The organism is Sphingomonas sp. DMC6 (assembly GCF_056314225.1).
On record NZ_JBQUYT010000001.1, the window covers coordinates 513,479 to 530,512 of the forward strand.

17 protein-coding genes and 1 tRNA gene are annotated in these 17,034 nt (G+C 66.5%); 13 read left to right on the forward strand and 5 right to left on the reverse strand.

The features are described from left to right. Positions 1–125 precede the first annotated feature (125 nt). From ACT53M_RS02190 to ACT53M_RS02205, 4 genes are all read left to right on the forward strand, one after another. On the forward strand, positions 126–881 hold the full coding sequence (locus ACT53M_RS02190) for a UTRA domain-containing protein (RefSeq protein ID WP_476231179.1): 756 nt from the start codon (positions 126–128) through the stop codon (positions 879–881). Positions 882–935: 54 nt separating this feature from the next. Further along, on the forward strand, positions 936–1,337 hold the full coding sequence (locus ACT53M_RS02195) for a DUF2946 family protein (protein WP_476231181.1): 402 nt from the start codon (positions 936–938) through the stop codon (positions 1,335–1,337). Between the two features lie 91 nt (positions 1,338–1,428). Further along, entirely contained in the window at positions 1,429–3,726 is a 2,298-nt protein-coding gene (locus ACT53M_RS02200) for a TonB-dependent receptor (RefSeq protein ID WP_476231183.1), read from the forward strand. 17 nt (positions 3,727–3,743) lie between these two features. Beyond that, positions 3,744–5,114 (forward strand): PepSY-associated TM helix domain-containing protein, encoded by a 1,371-nt coding sequence (locus ACT53M_RS02205; RefSeq protein ID WP_476231185.1) that lies wholly within the window; start codon positions 3,744–3,746, stop codon positions 5,112–5,114. Here ACT53M_RS02205 and ACT53M_RS02210 read toward each other — a convergent pair. Beyond that, positions 5,108–5,695, reverse strand: coding sequence for a response regulator transcription factor (locus ACT53M_RS02210; RefSeq protein WP_476227699.1), 588 nt, complete (start codon positions 5,693–5,695; stop codon positions 5,108–5,110). The two genes, ACT53M_RS02205 and ACT53M_RS02210, sit on opposite strands and share 7 nt — an antisense overlap. 144 nt (positions 5,696–5,839) lie before the next feature. Between ACT53M_RS02210 and folE the strand changes: the two genes are divergently transcribed. From folE to ACT53M_RS02245, 7 genes are all read left to right on the forward strand, one after another. Continuing rightward, positions 5,840–6,448 carry a GTP cyclohydrolase I FolE gene (folE, locus tag ACT53M_RS02215; RefSeq protein ID WP_476231186.1) on the forward strand — a complete coding sequence of 203 codons (609 nt, stop codon included), beginning with the start codon at positions 5,840–5,842 and terminating at the stop codon, positions 6,446–6,448. Positions 6,449–6,465: 17 nt separating this feature from the next. Next, a complete protein-coding gene (locus ACT53M_RS02220; protein ID WP_476231188.1) occupies positions 6,466–7,419 on the forward strand; it encodes an NAD(P)/FAD-dependent oxidoreductase in 954 nt (317 codons plus the stop codon). 104 nt (positions 7,420–7,523) lie between these two features. After that, positions 7,524–8,414, forward strand: coding sequence for a DUF481 domain-containing protein (locus tag ACT53M_RS02225; protein ID WP_476231190.1), 891 nt, complete (start codon positions 7,524–7,526; stop codon positions 8,412–8,414). 80 nt (positions 8,415–8,494) lie between these two features. Continuing rightward, positions 8,495–9,703 (forward strand): hydrolase, encoded by a 1,209-nt coding sequence (locus tag ACT53M_RS02230; RefSeq protein ID WP_476231192.1) that lies wholly within the window; start codon positions 8,495–8,497, stop codon positions 9,701–9,703. Beyond that, entirely contained in the window at positions 9,700–10,713 is a 1,014-nt protein-coding gene (locus ACT53M_RS02235) for an arginine N-succinyltransferase (RefSeq protein ID WP_476231194.1), read from the forward strand. Before ACT53M_RS02230 ends, ACT53M_RS02235 begins: the two co-directional genes overlap by 4 nt. Then, on the forward strand, positions 10,710–11,972 hold the full coding sequence (locus ACT53M_RS02240) for an N-succinylarginine dihydrolase (protein WP_476231575.1): 1,263 nt from the start codon (positions 10,710–10,712) through the stop codon (positions 11,970–11,972). Before ACT53M_RS02235 ends, ACT53M_RS02240 begins: the two co-directional genes overlap by 4 nt. 59 nt (positions 11,973–12,031) lie before the next feature. Continuing rightward, positions 12,032–12,244 (forward strand): hypothetical protein, encoded by a 213-nt coding sequence (locus tag ACT53M_RS02245; protein WP_476231195.1) that lies wholly within the window; start codon positions 12,032–12,034, stop codon positions 12,242–12,244. Positions 12,245–12,298: 54 nt separating this feature from the next. Here the strand turns inward: ACT53M_RS02245 and ACT53M_RS02250 are convergent. Next, a tRNA-Arg gene (locus tag ACT53M_RS02250) sits at positions 12,299–12,375 on the reverse strand. 84 nt (positions 12,376–12,459) lie between these two features. Here ACT53M_RS02250 and ACT53M_RS02255 point away from each other — a divergent pair. After that, positions 12,460–12,957, forward strand: a complete 498-nt coding sequence (locus ACT53M_RS02255; RefSeq protein WP_476231196.1) for a hypothetical protein — start codon at positions 12,460–12,462, stop codon at positions 12,955–12,957. 18 nt (positions 12,958–12,975) lie between these two features. Here the strand turns inward: ACT53M_RS02255 and ACT53M_RS02260 are convergent, their stop codons facing one another. From ACT53M_RS02260 to ACT53M_RS02270, 3 genes are read right to left on the reverse strand one after another with little or no spacing between them, the layout of a single operon-like run. After that, positions 12,976–13,494 carry a GNAT family N-acetyltransferase gene (locus ACT53M_RS02260; RefSeq protein ID WP_476231197.1) on the reverse strand — a complete coding sequence of 173 codons (519 nt, stop codon included), beginning with the start codon at positions 13,492–13,494 and terminating at the stop codon, positions 12,976–12,978. Continuing rightward, entirely contained in the window at positions 13,491–14,477 is a 987-nt protein-coding gene (hemB, locus tag ACT53M_RS02265) for a porphobilinogen synthase (RefSeq protein ID WP_476231199.1), read from the reverse strand. The genes ACT53M_RS02260 and hemB overlap by 4 nt, the downstream gene beginning before the upstream one ends. Before the next feature lie 18 nt (positions 14,478–14,495). Further along, entirely contained in the window at positions 14,496–15,935 is a 1,440-nt protein-coding gene (locus ACT53M_RS02270) for an MATE family efflux transporter (RefSeq protein ID WP_476231200.1), read from the reverse strand. A 99-nt stretch (positions 15,936–16,034) separates the two neighbouring features. Here ACT53M_RS02270 and ACT53M_RS02275 point away from each other — a divergent pair, with 99 nt between their 5' ends. Continuing rightward, entirely contained in the window at positions 16,035–16,901 is an 867-nt protein-coding gene (locus tag ACT53M_RS02275) for a diacylglycerol/lipid kinase family protein (RefSeq protein ID WP_476231201.1), read from the forward strand. Positions 16,902–17,034 lie beyond the last annotated feature (133 nt).

Sequence of the window (17,034 nt, forward strand, 5' to 3'; positions counted from 1 at the left end):
CCGCAACCTGCAGGGGGGAGGTCATGCGGCCTCCCCCTTTTTTCTCGCCTTGACCACGGGGGGCAGGGCTTGCCATCTCGCTGCGGGCCATGATGCGGTCCAAGCCCTTCCGCCTGACGGGAACCATGCGAAACGACGTTGAAATGCCGCTCGCACGCAGCGAGCCCTCCGAAGGGCCCCAATATCTCGCGCTGCGTGACCAGATCGCGAGAGGGATCGAGATGGGTCGGTTGCCCCCCGGCTCGCGCCTGCCTTCCGAACGCCGGCTGCAAGGCGATACCGGCGCCGCGCGCGGCACCATCCGCGAAGCGCTTTTCCAGCTTGAAGCCGAGGGGCTGATCTATCGCCGCGACCGCAGCGGCTGGTATGTATCGCCGCCGGCAGTCACCTATAATCCCACCCGCTGGTCCGGCTTCATGTCCTATGTCGCCGAACAGGGCCGCGTACCGGCCACGGAAACGCTGGCCAAGGAAACCACTCCTGCCCCGCCTGCCGTCGCCGATATCTTCCGCACCGCGCCGGGCACGCCGCTCTACGACATCCACCGCCGCCGCTCGATCGACGGCCGCGCGGTGCTGGTCGAACGAATCATGGTCGATCCGATGCTGGCGCCGGGGCTGCCGGACCATTCGCTGGACGGTTCACTGACCCACATCCTCACCAGCGTCTATGGCCTGACGGTAGCACGCAACCGCGTCGACATGCGGCCTTGCGCGCTGGTGAAATTCGCGGCCGATGCGCTCGGCGTAAAACCGGGCACGCCAGGGTTGCTCGTCGTCCGCACCAGCCTGGCAGCGGACGGGCGCGTCGTCGAATATGACCAGGAATATTGGCGCCACGACGCGATCCGCGTGCATGTCGATCTCGACGTACGGGGATAGGGTGGGACATTCTGACCGGTGACACCCGCGCTTGCGGGCGTTAGAGACACGGCCGTGGGCAGATTACGCAAGCTTCTACGGGCGCGGCCGGTTCTGGCGTTGTGGCTGATTGCCGCAGCGCTGGCCGTGCGTGCGATCGTGCCGCAGGGCTATATGATCGTGCCCGGCAAGACGCTGACGGTGGCAATGTGCTCGGCAGCCGGCGCTACTGCGATGACGATGGACGTCCCGATGCAGGCCGGCAAGGAAGACCGGGGCCAGGAACGCAAGCTCCAGGACTCCGCCTGCCCGTTCGGTGGCCTCAGCCATGCTGCGATGGCCGGTACAGATCCGGTACTGCTGGTACAGGCGATCGCGTTCGTGCTCGCGCGCGGTGTGGCGCCGACAGCCTCGCCGGACATCGCCGCACCGCCTCGCCTCCAGCCACCGCTTCGCGGTCCCCCCAGCTTCACCTGAAATCCCAATCGTCGCCGGGGCGCTTGCCGCGTCCCGGTCGTTGTTCCGGAGCGCGGGTGCGTCGTCGCCCGCGCCCTACAGGTGTCGTTACATGCAATATTCCCGTCTGGCGCTGGCGACAGCGCTTGCCTTTTCCTGCTTCCCGCTCGGTGCCGCTCTGGCGCAGACCGAAGGGCCTACCACCGAGGCCGACAACATCCTGATCGTCGGCCAGTCGAGCGCACCGATCAGCCTCGATCCGCGAGGCCTGTCGGTCAGCCTGGGCGCGGACCAGTTCGCCGGTGTCAACGCCCAGAATGTCGAAGACCTGATGAAATACGCGCCCGATTTCTTCGTGCGGAAGCGCTTTGCTGGGGATTCGAACGGCTTGCCCGGCTTTCGCGGTACCCATTCGGCGCAGAGCGCGCGCACGCTGGTGATGGTCGACGGCTTCGTCGTCTCCAACTTCCTGGGCAATTCGTTCAACTTCACGCCGAAATGGGGCGTGGTAGGCCCGGGTGAGGTCGAGCAGTTCGACATCGTCTATGGCCCCTATTCGGCGCGATATGCGGGCAATTCGATGGGCGGCGTGGTCAACATCACCACCCGCTCACCAGAAAAGACCGAGGCGTTCGCCACCGTTCAGGGGCTCGCCCAGCCCTATCGCCAATATGGCACCGACACGACCTATCTCGGCTGGTCGGGCGAAGCGGGCTTCGGCTGGCGCCAGAAGGACGGGCCCTGGTCGCTGCGCGTGTCGGGTCGCCATTTCCGCAACGATGGTCAGCCAATGATGTGGTACGGTCTGACACCCGCCAGCGGATCGGGCGGAACGCCGGTCACCGGTGCGGTGATCGACAAGGGACAGGCAATCCCCGGCGCGCCAGGCACCGCAGCGAGCCCGATCGCGGTGGGGCAAAGCCCCGCGAGCATCACCCAGGACCAGGGCAAGCTGCGCATCGGCTATGACGGCAACACCATCACCGGCGAGGCGCTATTCGCCTATTGGCACAATCTCGACGCGCAATATGCGCCCGAATGCTATCTCCGCGATGCGGTGGGCAACAAGGTCTGCGAAGGACTGGTGCAGACGCTGGGCCGGAGCTGGAACGCCAGCGGTGCGCGCTGGTCGCGCACGGTTCGCGACGAATATCTGGCCGGCGTGAAGCTCGCCGCCCCGATCGGCCGCACCGTGACGGCCAAGCTCAACCTGTCGACCTACCAGATCGCGCGGTCGGATGGCTTCACCTCGAACAGCTATGCAACCGGCGCGTCCGGCGGTGCCGGCACGCTGGCGCGGCAGGGACCGACCGCCTGGTACACCGCCGATCTTTCGCTCGATGGCAAGGCCGGCCCGCTGGCGCTCGCCGCGGGGGTGACCGCGAGCCTCTACCAGACCGACCTGATCAACGACACACTTCCAAGCTGGCGGAGCGACGCGGGCGCGATCTTCTCCAGCCGTACCGCCGGCAAGACGCGACAGTTCTCCGGCTGGGCGGAGGCACGGCTGCCGGTCGACGCCTTTACCTTTACCCTGGGCGGGCGGATCGAGGACTGGCGGGCCTATGACGGACTGATCGGCCGTACCGGCACCGGTACCGCAGCGGGCCAGCCGGTCTATGGCAGCTATGCCGCCCGGCACGACAGCAAGCTTGATCCCAAATTCTCGGTGGAATGGCGGCAGGACGGCACCAGTGTGCAACTGAGCCTGGCCAAGGCAACGCGCTTTCCCACCGTGGGTGAGCTGTACCAGGGCAGCCTGAACGGCGACGGCAGCTTTAACGTCAACAGCTTCGACCCCAACCTGAAGCCGGAGCGGTCGACCGACGCCAACCTGCTGGTCGGGCATCGCTTCGGCAGGGTGAAGCTGACCGGATCGCTATTCTGGCAGCGCGTGAACGACACGATCTTCCAGTTCACCGGTTTCAACCAGAATGGCGTCACCACCTCGACCTTCAAGAATATCGACGTGACCCGGCAGGTCGGCAGCGAGCTGATCGTCGAGGCGCGCGAGGTGCTGCCGGGACTGGATGTCGATGCCAACGCGGCCTGGATCGATTCGAAGACGGTGCGCAACACCAGCGCCCCCGCCGCCGATGGCGTGCAGTTCCCGCGCATCCCGCGCTGGCGGCTGAACGCCAATCTCCGCTATCAGGTGACGCCGACCGTGCTCGCCTCGATCGGCGCACGCTATGCCAGCCGCCCCAACACCGATCTGTTCGGGCTGCAACGCGGCGACACCTATGGCTACACGTCCGAACTGTTCGCGCTCGATGCGCGGGTGAACTGGCAGGCAACCCGCCAGCTTCGCCTGAGCGCGGGCGTCGACAACATCACCAACGACCGCGCCTGGGTCTATCATCCTTATCCCCAGCGCAGCTTCCTGATCGAGGCAGGGTGGAAACTATGAAGGCCGGAGCAGCAACGATGCGTCAGGAAGCATGGTATCGCGCGGTGTGGCGCTGGCATTTCTATGCCGGGCTGTACTGCGTGCCGTTCGTGCTGTGGCTGTCGGTGACGGGCGGACTCTACCTGTTCAAGCCGCAGATCGAGGACTGGCTCTACGCGCCCTATCGCCATGTCGCCGCCGCCGGCCAGCCGATGCTGGCGCCGTCGCGCATCGTTGCGGCGGGCACGGCGGCGGTGCCGGGATCGGTGCTGCACAAATATGTGCTGCCCGAAAGCCCAGACGACGCCGTGCAACTGCTGGTCGGCGTCGACAAAGACGAGACGCGCGTCTGGGTGCATCCGCAAAGCGGCGCGGTGCTGAAGGCGGTGCCCGAGGAGAGCCGCTTCATGCGCGTGCTGTTCCGGCTGCACGGGGAGCTGCTCGCCGGACGCTGGGGATCGGCGCTAGTCGAAATCGCCGCCTGCTGGACGATCGTGATGCTGATCACGGGGCTATTCCTGTGGTGGCCGCGCAAGGGCAATCACGTCGGGCTTGCCGGTCTGGTCTATCCGCGCCTTCGCCAGGGCCGACAGCGTTTCTGGCGCGACCTGCACGCGGTGACGGGGCTGTGGATCACCATCGGCGCGCTGTTCCTGATCCTGTCCGGACTGCCCTGGGCGAAGAACTGGGGCGACTATCTGCGGGAGGTCCGCACGCTCACCGGCACTGCGGTCGCGCGGCAGGACTGGTCGGCCGGATCGGAAGCCGATGCGAAGGCGCGCGCCGAGCTCGACAAGGGCGCGCGGATGATGATGGGCGAGCACGCCGAACATGGCGGCATGGCAATGCCGCATGTCAAGCCGGCGGCCGGATCACTCGACGCGGTGGTGCGGCGGGCGAGCACGCTGGGGCTCGCCGCGCCGGCAGAGGTGAGCCCGCCGACCAGCCCGCATGGCCGCTGGCTCGCCCAGTCGCAGGCCGAGGACCGCACCCGGCGCGTGCAGGTCCAACTCGCCGGCGATGGCAGCGTGATCGGCACCGTGACCTTCGCCCAGCGCCACTGGATCGATCGCGTGGTTGGCTTCGGTGTCGCGGTGCATGAGGGCGCCTGGGCCGGCCTCGCCAACCAGCTGGTGAACCTGGCGGTGCTGATCGGCCTCGTCACGCTGGCGCTCTCGAGCATCATACTGTGGTGGCGGCGGCGGCCGCAGGGGGCGCTCGGTGCCCCCGCCAGCAGAGGCCCGCTGCGCCATAGCTGGGCACTGGTCGGCCTGGTGTTGCTGCTCGCGGTGCTGATGCCGATGTTCGGCATCACGCTGGGCATGATGGTCGCGCTGGAATGGCTGGTCAGGACGCAGGCCGGACCGCTGGCGGCATGGCTCGGCCTGCGACGGCCGGCCGCTCAGTAGCCGGCTTCGATCGCCATCCGCACTGCGTCCGCCGCGGTGCGGACGCCCAGCGCCTTGAACATCGCCGCGCGATGCATCTTGATCGTCCGCTCGGTGAGGCCAAGGTCATAGGCGATCTGCTTGTTGAGCTTCCCCGCCGCCATCGCGATCAGCACGCTGCGCTGGCGGGGGGACAGGCCCTCTATCCGTTCGCGTGCAGCCGCCGAACGGCTCTTGCCGCCCTCGCCCTGGTCCTCGATTTCCATCTGCGAGCCGAGGAAATATTCCAGCTCGCCATCCGCACCGAAAATCGGCGCGACCAGCACGGCGTTGCGAAACGGGGTGCCGTCCTTCTTGTAATTGAGGATTTCCACCATCACCGGCCGCTTCTCGCGCACCCCGGCGCTAAGCGCTTCGCTCAACCAGGGCTCCGTGCGGTCGCCGGACAGGAAGCGGCAATTGCGCCCGAGAATCTCTTCGCGCGCATAGCCGGTCAGCGCCACAAAGGCTTCGTTGCATTCCACAATGGGATTGTCCGGCAGGCGTGGATTGCTGAGAACTGCGGCAACGGCGCTACCGGCGATCATTTCGGCAAGGGGCATGGTGTTGCCTTCTGCATGCTCTGGGTCGCGACGTCCGGTACCCTTTGGTGCAGCTTGCTGGCTAGCACCCGTACGCCGATGAAAACAACGCTCGAAAACAACAGGCGCGTGGGACCGCGCCGCGCGAAGCGGAAGGTAGGCGCGATGAACTTCATCTTCAACAAGCTGGAACGGGAACGCCCCGAAGACGCCGAAGTGCCCGAAGCGGTGCAGGAAGCGGTGCGAACCCTGATCCGCTGGGTAGGCGAAGACCCCGATCGCGAAGGCTTGGTCGATACGCCCCGCCGCTATGCCAAGGCGTGGCGCGAATATTGTCAGGGCTATGAGGAAGATCCAGGCCTGCACCTCGCGCGCACGTTCGAGGAAGTCGCCGGCTATGACGAAATCGTCCTGCTGCGCGACATTCCCTTCCAGTCGCATTGCGAACATCATCTGGCGCCGATCACCGGCAAGGCGTCGATCGCGTATCTGCCGCGCAACCGGGTGGTCGGCATCTCCAAGCTCGCGCGCGTGCTGCAGGGCTATGCCAATCGCCTGCAGATCCAGGAACGCCTGACGGCGCAGGTCGCACAGGCGATCTGGGACCACCTCCAGCCCGCCGGCGTCGCAGTGGTGATCGACGCGCAGCATGGCTGCATGACCGGGCGCGGCGTTCGGACGCCCGGCGTCGGCATGGTCACCAGCCGCCTGCTCGGCTGCTTCCTCGACGACAAGAGCAGCCGGTCCGAGCTGCTTTCGCTGATGGGCTATTGAACGACCGGGCCACGGCCATGGATGTGGTGATCCTCGGTGCGGGCATTGCGGGCCTCGCCTGCGCCGACCGGCTGCAGGCCGCCGGCCATCGCGTCACGCTGTTCGACAAGGGCGGCGGCGCCGGCGGGCGCATGTCCACCCGGCGCATTACGCTCCCGGACGGGCAGTTGCAGTTCGACCATGGCGCGCAATATTTCACCGTGCGTGACCCGCTGTTTCGCCGGCAGGTGGCCCTGTGGGGAGAGCTTGGCCTGGCCGCGCCCTGGCCGGAGGCGGGATTCGATGCCTGGGTTGGCACTCCGGCGATGAATGCACCGCTGGGACATATGGCCGCGGCACATGACACGCGGTTCGGCCATCACGTCGTTGCTCTCACACGCGGCCCGACCGGCTGGACCGCCCGGCTGGAGGACAGCCAGCACGGCCCGTTCGATGCCGCAGTCGTCGCGCTGCCGGCCGAGCAGGCGGCGGCATTTCTGGGCACGCACGACCTGATGATGGCGGCTGACGCCATGGCGGCACGCTCGCAACCCTGCTGGACCGCGATGATCGCCTTTGAAGGCCGGCTGCCCATCGCCGCCGACACGATCCGGCAAAGCGGGATCATCGGCTGGGCCGCGCGTGACAACGCCCGCCCTGCCCGCCCGGACGGCGAACGCTGGGTGGTGCAGGCGCAGGGCTCGTGGTCAGCGACGCATATCGATGCCGATGCGGAAGTGGTGGCCGCCATGCTGCATCGTGCCTTGCTCGAACATGCCGAGGGACCGGTCGTACCGACCACGCGGCACAGAACGGCGCACCGCTGGCGTTTCGCCATGACACCGGGCATCGGCAAGCCGATCTTGTGGAATCCGCGCCTGCAACTGGGCGCCTGCGGCGACTGGCTGCGCGGGCCGCGCGTGGAACTGGCGTGGCTGTCGGGCCACCAACTCGGCGAAACAATCGCCGCGAACGCTCGCGCCGCCGCCTGACGCGCTGCAGTCCGCCGCAAAAACACTGCGGAAGCGGCCAACGGTTGCATGGTTGCGACTTCCTGCCCTTTTGGCGACAAAAATCTGTGGCTAGGACGAAAGCAATGCGCGCCCTGCTTCTTGTCCTGCCGCTGTTGCTTGCCAACACCGACGATCCGCCGGTCATCCCGGCGACGATAAAGTCGATGCTGGACGCGGCCATGAAGGCGGGTAGCGAGAGCGATGTCGCGGTCATCGTAAAATATGCCCAGACGGCCGACCCCGCCAGCGCCCCGCTGGTTGCGAAACTTGCCGCCGACTGGCGCAACCGCCGCAGGGAACTCGCGCAACAGAAATTGCGGGAGTCGCATTTCTTCGATCTGGTGAAGGGCCATGCCGAACTCGGCGGCTATCTCACCACCGGCAACACCGAAAATGTCGGCGTGACGGCAGCGGTGGAACTGCGCCGCGAAGGTGTGGAGTGGCGGCACAAGGTGCGGCTGCAGGCCGATTATCAAGAGAGCCTGGGCGTCACCACGCGCGAACGCTATCTCGCCGCCTATGAGCCGAACTGGAAGTTCGACAGCCGCGCCTATCTCTACGGTGCGGCACAGTGGGAAAGCGATCGCTTCTCCGGCTTCAGCGATCGTGTGTCGGTATCGACCGGCGCCGGCTACAGCGCGATCAAGAATTCGTCCGTAAAGCTCGATCTCGAGCTTGGGCCTGCTTATCGCTACACGCGCTTCATCGGCGAGCCGGTCGAAAACAACATCGCCGCGCGCGGATCGCTCGATTTCGGCTGGAAATTGTCGCGCGGCATTTCGGTAACGCAGACTGCATCGGCCTATATCGAGAAGCAGAACAGCACGGTCTCGGCCAAATCGGCGCTGCTCGCCCGGCTGATCGGGCCGCTCTCCGCGCAGCTCAGCTACACGATGCAATATGAAAGCGCGCCGCCCATCGGCCGCACCACCACCGACACTACCAGCCGGGCGGCACTCGTCGTCGATTTCTGAACCGGCGGCTATGCCGCACGCAAAGATGCATAACGGCGCCGGGGGTGTTCAAACCCGCCGCTTCCGCGCTACCAAGCGGCATGAGCGAGCTTACGGCTATCGAACGCGCGGCAGTCGAGCATGCGCAGGCGGCACCGATGCTCAGCCGGGTAGAAAAATGGTGCGCGGTAAACAGCGGCACGCGGAACCTCCCCGGGCTGGCTGCCATGGCGAATCTGTTGGGCGAAGCATTTTCGGTACTGCCGGGCGAGCTGGCGCTGGTAGCACCCGACCCGGTCGAAACCGTGACTCCGGCGGGTGCGTGCGAGCCGCTGGAGCATGGCCGCCACCTGCATCTTGTCGTCCGGCCGGAAGCGCCGGTGCAACTGCTGTTCACCGGCCATATGGATACGGTGTTCGGCGTCGATCATCCCTTCCAGAAGGGCCAATGGCTGGCGGACGGAAGGCTGAATGCACCGGGCGCTGCCGATATGAAGGGCGGCCTGGCGCTGTTGCTTGCCGCGCTGGAGGCAGTCGAGCAAAGCCCGACCGCGTCGAGCTATGGCTATGCCGTCGTCATCAATTCGGACGAGGAGAGCGGCTCCTTCTCCTCGCGCGCGCTGATCGAACGCGCCGCGCGCGGCAAAGCGGCGGCGCTCACCTATGAGCCGGCGCTTCCAGACGGAACGCTCGCCGGCGCCCGTGCCGGTACCGGCAATTTCTCGCTGACGGTCCATGGCCGCAGCGCCCATGCCGGCCGCAATCCCGAAGAGGGGCGCAACGCGCTGGTCGCTGCTGCTGCACTCGCGGTGCGGCTAGCCGAGGCGCGCGCGCCGGGCCTTTCGGTGAACCCGGCGCGGATCGACGGCGGCGGGCCGAACAATGTCGTACCCGATCTCGCCATCCTGCGCGTCAATTTCCGCCCGCATTCGCACGAGGCCATCGCCCGCGCCCAGGCGGCGATCGACGATGCGATCGCCGCAGTTGCGGCTGACCACGATGTCCGCATCACGCTGCACGGCAGCTTCAACCGGCCGCCCAAGCCGATCGATCCCGGCGCAGAACGGCTGTTCGCGCTGGTGCAGCAGGCGGGCGCCGATCTCGGCATTCCTGTCACGTGGAAAGCCACGGGCGGGGTTTGCGACGGCAACAACATCGCCGCTTGCGGCGTGCCCGTCGTCGACACCATGGGCGCCCGCGGGGGCGCCATTCATTCGTCGGAGGAATTTCTGATCCCGGACAGCCTGCCCGAGCGCGCCGCGCTCTCCGTCCTCACCATCCTTCGCCTGATCGAGCGAGGCCGGCCATGAGCTTCCGCATCCGCGCCGCGCGTGACGAAGATCTTCAGCATCTGTACGAAATGGCGAAGCTAACTGGCGGAGGCTTCACGAATCTTCCCCCGGAAAAAACAGCGCTCAAGGCGAAGCTCCAGCGCAGCCACCTCGCCTTTGAACGCGCCGAGGATTCGGACGCACACGACGATCTGTTCGTGCTGATCCTTGAGAATGTCGACACAGGCGAAGTGCGCGGCACCTGCCAGATCTTCACCCGCGTCGGCCAGACCTGGCCATTCTACAGCTATCGCATCGGCACCGTGACCAAACACAGCCAGGAGCTGAAGCGCACGTTTCGCGCGGAAATCCTCAGCCTGGTCAACGATCTGGAAGGATGTAGCGAAGTCGGCGGGCTGTTCCTCCACCCCGGCGAGCGTGCCGGCGGGCTGGGCCTGCTGCTTGCGCGCAGCCGCTATCTCTTCATCGCCCGCCACCGCGCGCGCTTTGCCGATCGCATTCTGGCCGAGCTACGCGGGGTTATCGACGAGGCAGGGGGCTCGCCCTTCTGGGACGGGGTTGCAGGCCGATTTTTCGGCATGAGCTTCCAGCAGGCCGACGAATTCAACGCGACCCATGGCAACCAGTTCATCGCCGATCTGATGCCGAAGCACCCGGTCTATACCGCGATGCTCAGCGAGAGCGCGCGGTCGGTGATCGGCCTGCCCCATCCCTCGGGGCGTGCGGCCATGCGAATGCTGGAACATGAGGGCTTTGCGTTTGAAAGCTATATTGACATCTTCGATGGTGGACCGACGATGACGGCCCGCACCGACCAGGTGAAGACGATCCGCGAGGCTACCGAGGCGCCAGTCGTCGCGATCGCGGCGGGCGGCGAACCCGCGCTGATCGCAACCGGCCGCCTTGCAACCTTTCAGGCGACGCTGGGCAGCATAACGCCGAGTGAAGGCGGTGTGGTGATCGACCCCGTCGCCGCCGCGGCGCTGAATGTGAAGGAGGGAGACATGGTTCTCCATGTGGCGCGCTGATGCTGGTAGAGATTAATTTCGACGGCGTTATCGGCCCGAGCCACAATTATGCCGGGCTGAGCCACGGCAACCTCGCCGCCACGCGCAACCGCGGCCATGTCTCGCAACCGCGCGCTGCGGCCTTGCAGGGCATCGCCAAGATGCGGGCCAATCTGGCGCTCGGCCTGCCGCAGGGCATATTGCTGCCGCATGTCCGGCCGGACCATCGCTGGCTGGCGCAGCTCGGCACCAGCTATGAGCATGCGCCGCCGCACACCCAGGCGCAGGCGCTTTCTGCCTCGGCGATGTGGGCGGCCAATGCTGCCACGGTATCGCCCGCGCCGGATACCGCCGATGGCCGCTGCCATCTTAGCGTCGCCAATCTGGTGACGATGCCGCACCGCAGCCATGAATGGCCGGAAACGCTGGCCCAGCTCCGCCTCACCTTCGCCGACGCTGCCTTTGCAGTGCATGGGCCGGTGCCGGCGCCCTTTGGAGACGAGGGCGCCGCCAACCATATGCGGCTTGCCGTTACCCACGATGCTCCGGGCGTAGAGGTGTTCGTCTATGGCATTTCGGGCGGCCCCTTCCCCGCCCGTCAGCATCCCGATGCCAGCGCCGCCATCGCCCGCCGTCATGGCCTCGCGCCCGGTCGCACGCTGTTCGTTCAGCAGTCGGAGGAGGCGATCGCCGCCGGCGCCTTCCACAATGATGTCGTCGCCGTGGCCAACGGCCGCGTTCTCTTCACGCATGAACACGCCTTTGCCGACAAGGAGCGGTTCTACGACGCGCTGCGCACCGCGCTTCCCGAAGTCGAAATCGTCGAGGTGCCGGCCGCGCAGGTGAGCCTGGCCGATGCCATCGCCTCCTATCTGTTCAACGCCCAACTGGTCACGATGCCGGACGGCAGCATGGCCCTCGTACTCCCCGGCGAGGCACGCGACACACCCTCGGTATGGAACTGGCTGCAAGACCATGTTGCCGGTAACGGGCCGATTCGGCGGCTGGAAGTGGTCGATGTGCGTCAGTCGATGGCCAATGGCGGCGGCCCTGCCTGTCTGCGGCTGCGGGTAGTGGCAGATCCCTCGACGATCGATTCGCGTTTCCTGGTCGATGCCGACAGGCTGGACGCCATCGCTGCCGTTATCACTGAATATTGGCCCGAATCGATCGGCCAGGACGAGATCGGCGACCCGGCGCTCGTCGCCCGGATCGAACAGGCCCGCCGCGCGCTGCTCGAGACGCTGGGAATTGTCGAATTAATTGACAATCAACCATAGCCGTTAAGGCGGAAACCGCGGTTTTCCGGGCTTGGCCCGAGGCTTGCTTAACCTTTGGCATGTTGTACCGCGTCAGCCGCCTGTTCGTCATCAAATCGAAGTTCGAGGCTTTCCTCGTCATATTCGGGCTGGCGAATGGCGCGGTGGAGCGCGGTGTCCACTATCTCGGCCAATATCCGGGCTGGGGCGGCTGGCTGCTGTTCGCCGCCTGCCCGATCGCCGTGTTCATGGCCGGCGCACACATTCTCGACAGCTTCGACGCGGCCGACTGAAGCAGCCCAAAACATAAAAACCCCGCCAGGCCAGTTGGCCGGCGGGGTTTTTAATGGCGCGCCCGGAACGATTCGAACGTCCGACCCTCAGATTCGTAGTCTGATGCTCTATCCAGCTGAGCTACGGGCGCGCTGTGGAGGCGTGCCTTTAGAGGCGCTTTTTGAAGAGCGCAACCCCGTTGCAGCAACTTTTCCACAGGCATATGGCAATCCCCATGCAATCGCCCCTTCTCCGCGCCCTTCCGCTGCTGCTGCTGGCAGCCTGCAGCCACAGCACCACGCAATATCCGTCTTTATTGCCGCGGGCGAACGAAGGCGAAGGCTTTGCCGAGCCCGTGCGCCCGGCTCCTGTCGCAACACCCGACGCGACTCTCGACGGGCGAATCGGCCAATTGTCCTCCGCGCTCGATTCAGCGAATGCCGCCTACCTCGCCGCGACCCGCGATGCGGAAACAAAGGTTGCCAATGCCCGCGGCGCCACCGAAGGCTCAGACCGCTGGTTGATCGCGCAGTCGGCGGTGAGCGCGCTCGACAATCTCCGCACGCCCACAAGATCGGTCATTGCGGACCTTGACCGGCTGGCGATCGAACGCGGCGCCGCCGGTGAGGCACCCTATCCCGCGCTTGATATGGCGCTCGCCCGCGCAACCGAAATCGATTCGGCACAGGAACAGCGGCGCAGCCAGTTAATCCACGCCCTCGCCGGGGACTAACTGCCGACGATTGGCCGATCAGGGGCGCTCGATTGCATAGGCAACGCTGGGATGCTCCCCGGGCGGATATGCCGGATGATCGAAATCGGCGAACCAGTGCATACCCAGCCGCGTCATCAGCGCGCGGCTCTTGCTATTCGCCGCCGCGGTGATCGCGACGATGCGTGGGGCATCCCGGTTCGCCCATCCCCAGGCGATACTCGCCTCGGCTGCCTCGCGGGCATAGCCCTTGCCCCAAAAGGACCGGGCGAGCATCCAGCCGATCTCCAGTTCGTCCGCTATGGGCGTATCGGGCGCACCGGGCTTCAGACCGCAAAAGCCCGCGACGGCGCCGTCGCCAAGCTGCTCGGCTACCCAGAAGCCGAGGCCGTGGCTTGCCCCATAGCCCAGATGGCGTGCGATCGTCGCTTCACTGTCGGCTCGCGTCTTGACCGGGCCAAGCTCGCGCATCACTTCGGGGTCGCTCCACATGGCGTGCAGCGCCTCAAAGTCGCGCGGCTCCGGTCGCCGCAGCAGCAACCGCGCCGTTTCGATCATGCGCCGAGCAAGCGCGCCGCCAGGGGCGCGTGGTAGGTGAGCACGCCCGAGCACCCCGCCCGCTTGAACGCCATCAGCGTTTCGAGCACAAGCGCATCGCGGTCGCCCGCGCCCACGGCCGCCGCCGCCTCGATCATCGCATATTCGCCCGATACCTGATACGCGAACACCGGGACTTCAAAGGCATTCTTCACACGAACTATGATGTCCAGATAGGGCAACCCCGGCTTCACCATCACGCTGTCCGCACCTTCGGCCAGGTCTAGCGCGACTTCGCGCAGCGCTTCCTCGGCATTGGCGGGGTCCATCTGATAGGTCTTCTTGTCGCCCTTCAGCAGCCCGCGCGTATCGACCGCATCGCGGAAGGGACCGTAGAAGCCGCTCGCATATTTGGCGGCATAGGCCATAATCTGGACGTTGACATGGCCGGCGTCCTCCAGCGCGGTCCGGATCTGGCCCACGCGGCCGTCCATCATGTCGCTGGGCGCGACGATGTCGGCCCCCGCCTCTGCCTGTACCAGCGCCTGCTGGGTCAGCACCGTCGCGGTCTCGTCGTTCAATACATAACCGGCGGCATCGACGATCCCGTCATGACCGTGCGTTGTGTACGGATCGAGCGCGACATCGGTCAGCACGCCGATATCCGGCACCGCATCCTTGATCGCGCGGATGGCACGGCACATCAGATTGTCGGGATTGAGCGCCTCGCGACCGTCCTCCGTGCGGCGGTCGCGCGGTGTGTTGGGGAACAGCGCCAGGCACGGAATGCCCAGGCTCTGCGCCTCACGCGCGCGCTCGACGATCCCGCCCAGTCCCCAGCGCGACACGCCCGGCAAAGAGGCGATCGGCTCCTCCGCCTCGCCTTCCGTCACGAACAGCGGCCAGATCAGATCGGCGGGCGTCAGCACATTTTCCGCGTGCATCCGCCGGCTCCAGCCGGAAGCGCGGGGGCGACGAAGGCGAAGCGCAGGATACTGAGTCATGCCGCGCGAAATGCGCCCTTAGCTTCCGGGTTGCAAGCGTCCAGCAGGCTCGGCGCCGGCGAGGCTGTGGTCGGCGGCCTCGGCAGGGCGCAGCATCGCCCCGCGCCGCCACCCACCCCAACGATAATAGACGCCCGCCATCGCCAGCGAAGCAAGCGATCCGATCGGGAAGCTCCACCACAAGGCGTCGCCACCCAGCACAGGCTCCATACCAATCGCGAAGCCGAGGCGCACCGGATAGAGACCCACAATCAGGATCGCGAGGGGCATCAGCACCGCACCATTGGCGCGCACGGTGGAGAACAGCACCATCGTCAGGCCGAACAGGGTGAAGTTCCAGCTCGCGATCAACTGGATGTGCCGCGCGATCGGCAGCGCCGGGCTGTCCCCGCCCAGAAAGAGCGCCATCACCGGCCGGTCGAACGCCAGCACCGCGCCGACCATCAGTGCGGTCATCGCCAGCGTCATCAGCAATCCGGCGCGAGTGATGCCTTCCACCCGGTCCCAGGTGCCAGCGCCGATATTCTGCGCCGCCATCGCGCTCACCGCCGCGCCGACCGCCATTGCCGGCATCTGGATGTAGGTCCAGAGTTGCTGCGAGACGCCATAGGCAGCGACGGTATCGACACCCAGGCGGTTGACCAGCCCGACCATGGTGAGCCCGGCGAACGACATCACCAGCATCTGCGCGCCCATCGGCAATCCCTTGCCGACAATGGCGCCGATCAGCGCGCGGCCGGGGACCAGATAACACAGCTCCGCGCCCGCCAGCCGGATCGGCAGCCCACGAATATAGATCGTGAAGAGCAGACCGAGCGCCGAAACATGGTTGGCGATCAGCGTAGCGGTGGCCGATCCGGCGATCCCCAGCCGCGGCGCCGGCCCCAGCCCGAGGATGAAGACCGGGTTAAGTCCCGCATCGAGCACCACGCTCAGGATCATGAACCAGAGTGGCGTCATGGCGTCGCCCACACCCCGCAGCGCCATCATCAGCAGTACCAGCAGCATCGCCGCCGGCACGCCCAGAAAAGTTACGCGCAGATAGGCGAGCGCCAGCGGCATCGCGTCGGCGGGCGTCGCCAGCAGGTGCAGGATCATCGGTGCGAGGAACCAGCCCAGCACCGCCATGACGATCGCCCCGCCAAGCACCAGGCCCAGCGCCGCGCCGAACGCGCGCTTTGCGCCGTCGGGGTCGCGCCGGCCCATCGCCTGGCCGATGAGCACGGTCGCCGCCATGCCGAAGCCGAACACCGCGCCGAACACGAGGAACATGATGATATTGGCGTTCGACGTCCCCGCCAGCGCGCTCTCACCCAGGAACCGGCCGACCCAGATCGTGTTGATCGAGCCGTTCAGCGACTGAAGAATGTTCGACCACAGCGTCGGCAGCGCGAAGAACAGCAGCGTCCGCCCGATAGGGCCCTTGGTCAGGTCGTGGCGTTGGGCGGGTATGGCCATGCGCGTGCATTCTCTCCCTCGCGCCGCGTCGCAGCGGCTGGCCGGATCGCGCCGGCTTGATGCGCGTTAGGGATTTTCGGACACGCAGGAAAGGACAGGATGCAGAATCGAGCGGCGGCGATGGTCGTCAACACCCGGTCGCGCCATGGCCAGGCATGGTTCGATCGCGCCCGCGCCCGCTTCAAGGAGCGCGGGCTTCGGGTAGAGGCGCAGGCGGTAGACGATCCGGCCGATCTGGAAGCGGCCGTGCGCGAGGCGCTGCGCCGCGAACCGGGCCTGATGATCCTGGGCGGCGGCGACGGAACGATCAGCGGCCTCATCGACCTGCTGGTCGGGCGCAAGCTGCGGCTGGGGGTATTGCCGCTCGGGACCGCCAACAGCTTTGCCCGCGCGCTGGGCATTCCGCTCGATGTCGATGGCGCGGCCGACGCCATTCTCTATGGCCAGCCCCGACGGATCGACCTGGGGATGATCGACAATGATTATTTCGCCAGCGCCGCCGCGATCGGCCTTTCGCCGCGCATCGCCGAAACCGTGCCGCACGCGGCGAAGCGCTGGTTTGGCCGCGCCGGTTATCTCGCCTGGGCGGCGTGGCAGTTCGCGCGGTTCGAGCCGTTCACCGTCGTCATCCAGGGGGAGCGCCTGCGGGCGCTGGAGGTGCGGATTTCGAACGGCCCCTATCATGGCGGCACCGAACTGGTGGACGCGGCGCGGCTGGATAGCGACGAGATCGTCGTGCAGGTAGTGCGCGGCGAAGCCAAATATCGGCTGGCCCGCAACTGGATCGCCGCAGCACTCCGCCTGCGCGCGCGGCACGCGGATACGGTGACGTTCCGCGGCAAGGCGCTGCGGGTGGCAACCGAACCGCCGCTGCCAATCTCGATCGACGGCGAAGTGCTCGCGCAGACGCCCGTGACCGCGCGGATCGCGCCGGGGGCGATCGAAGTGATGGTGCCGGCGGGGTAATCGCCTGCATCACCCTCACCCTTCCGCGCCTTCGGCGCTCCCTCCCTCTCCCAAAGGGAGAGGGGTTTTCACACCTCTCCCTTTGGGAGAGGGAGGGGCCCGCCGCCAACGGCGGTGGGAGGGTGAGGGTGAT

What these genes read in the sequence shown, in the direction of transcription:
- ACT53M_RS02190 (WP_476231179.1), top strand. Translation starts at nt 126, where the DNA reads ATGCGAAACGACGTTGAAATGCCGCTCGCACGCAGCGAGCCCTCCGAA.
- ACT53M_RS02200 (WP_476231183.1), top strand. Translation starts at nt 1,429, where the DNA reads ATGCAATATTCCCGTCTGGCGCTGGCGACAGCGCTTGCCTTTTCCTGC.
- ACT53M_RS02205 (WP_476231185.1), top strand. Translation starts at nt 3,744, where the DNA reads ATGCGTCAGGAAGCATGGTATCGCGCGGTGTGGCGCTGGCATTTCTAT.
- ACT53M_RS02210 (WP_476227699.1), bottom strand. Translation starts at nt 5,695, where the DNA reads ATGCCCCTTGCCGAAATGATCGCCGGTAGCGCCGTTGCCGCAGTTCTC.
- folE (WP_476231186.1), top strand. Translation starts at nt 5,840, where the DNA reads ATGAACTTCATCTTCAACAAGCTGGAACGGGAACGCCCCGAAGACGCC.
- ACT53M_RS02220 (WP_476231188.1), top strand. Translation starts at nt 6,466, where the DNA reads ATGGATGTGGTGATCCTCGGTGCGGGCATTGCGGGCCTCGCCTGCGCC.
- ACT53M_RS02225 (WP_476231190.1), top strand. Translation starts at nt 7,524, where the DNA reads ATGCGCGCCCTGCTTCTTGTCCTGCCGCTGTTGCTTGCCAACACCGAC.
- ACT53M_RS02230 (WP_476231192.1), top strand. Translation starts at nt 8,495, where the DNA reads ATGAGCGAGCTTACGGCTATCGAACGCGCGGCAGTCGAGCATGCGCAG.
- ACT53M_RS02235 (WP_476231194.1), top strand. Translation starts at nt 9,700, where the DNA reads ATGAGCTTCCGCATCCGCGCCGCGCGTGACGAAGATCTTCAGCATCTG.
- ACT53M_RS02245 (WP_476231195.1), top strand. Translation starts at nt 12,032, where the DNA reads ATGTTGTACCGCGTCAGCCGCCTGTTCGTCATCAAATCGAAGTTCGAG.
- ACT53M_RS02255 (WP_476231196.1), top strand. Translation starts at nt 12,460, where the DNA reads ATGCAATCGCCCCTTCTCCGCGCCCTTCCGCTGCTGCTGCTGGCAGCC.
- ACT53M_RS02260 (WP_476231197.1), bottom strand. Translation starts at nt 13,494, where the DNA reads ATGATCGAAACGGCGCGGTTGCTGCTGCGGCGACCGGAGCCGCGCGAC.
- hemB (WP_476231199.1), bottom strand. Translation starts at nt 14,477, where the DNA reads ATGACTCAGTATCCTGCGCTTCGCCTTCGTCGCCCCCGCGCTTCCGGC.
- ACT53M_RS02270 (WP_476231200.1), bottom strand. Translation starts at nt 15,935, where the DNA reads ATGGCCATACCCGCCCAACGCCACGACCTGACCAAGGGCCCTATCGGG.
- ACT53M_RS02275 (WP_476231201.1), top strand. Translation starts at nt 16,035, where the DNA reads ATGCAGAATCGAGCGGCGGCGATGGTCGTCAACACCCGGTCGCGCCAT.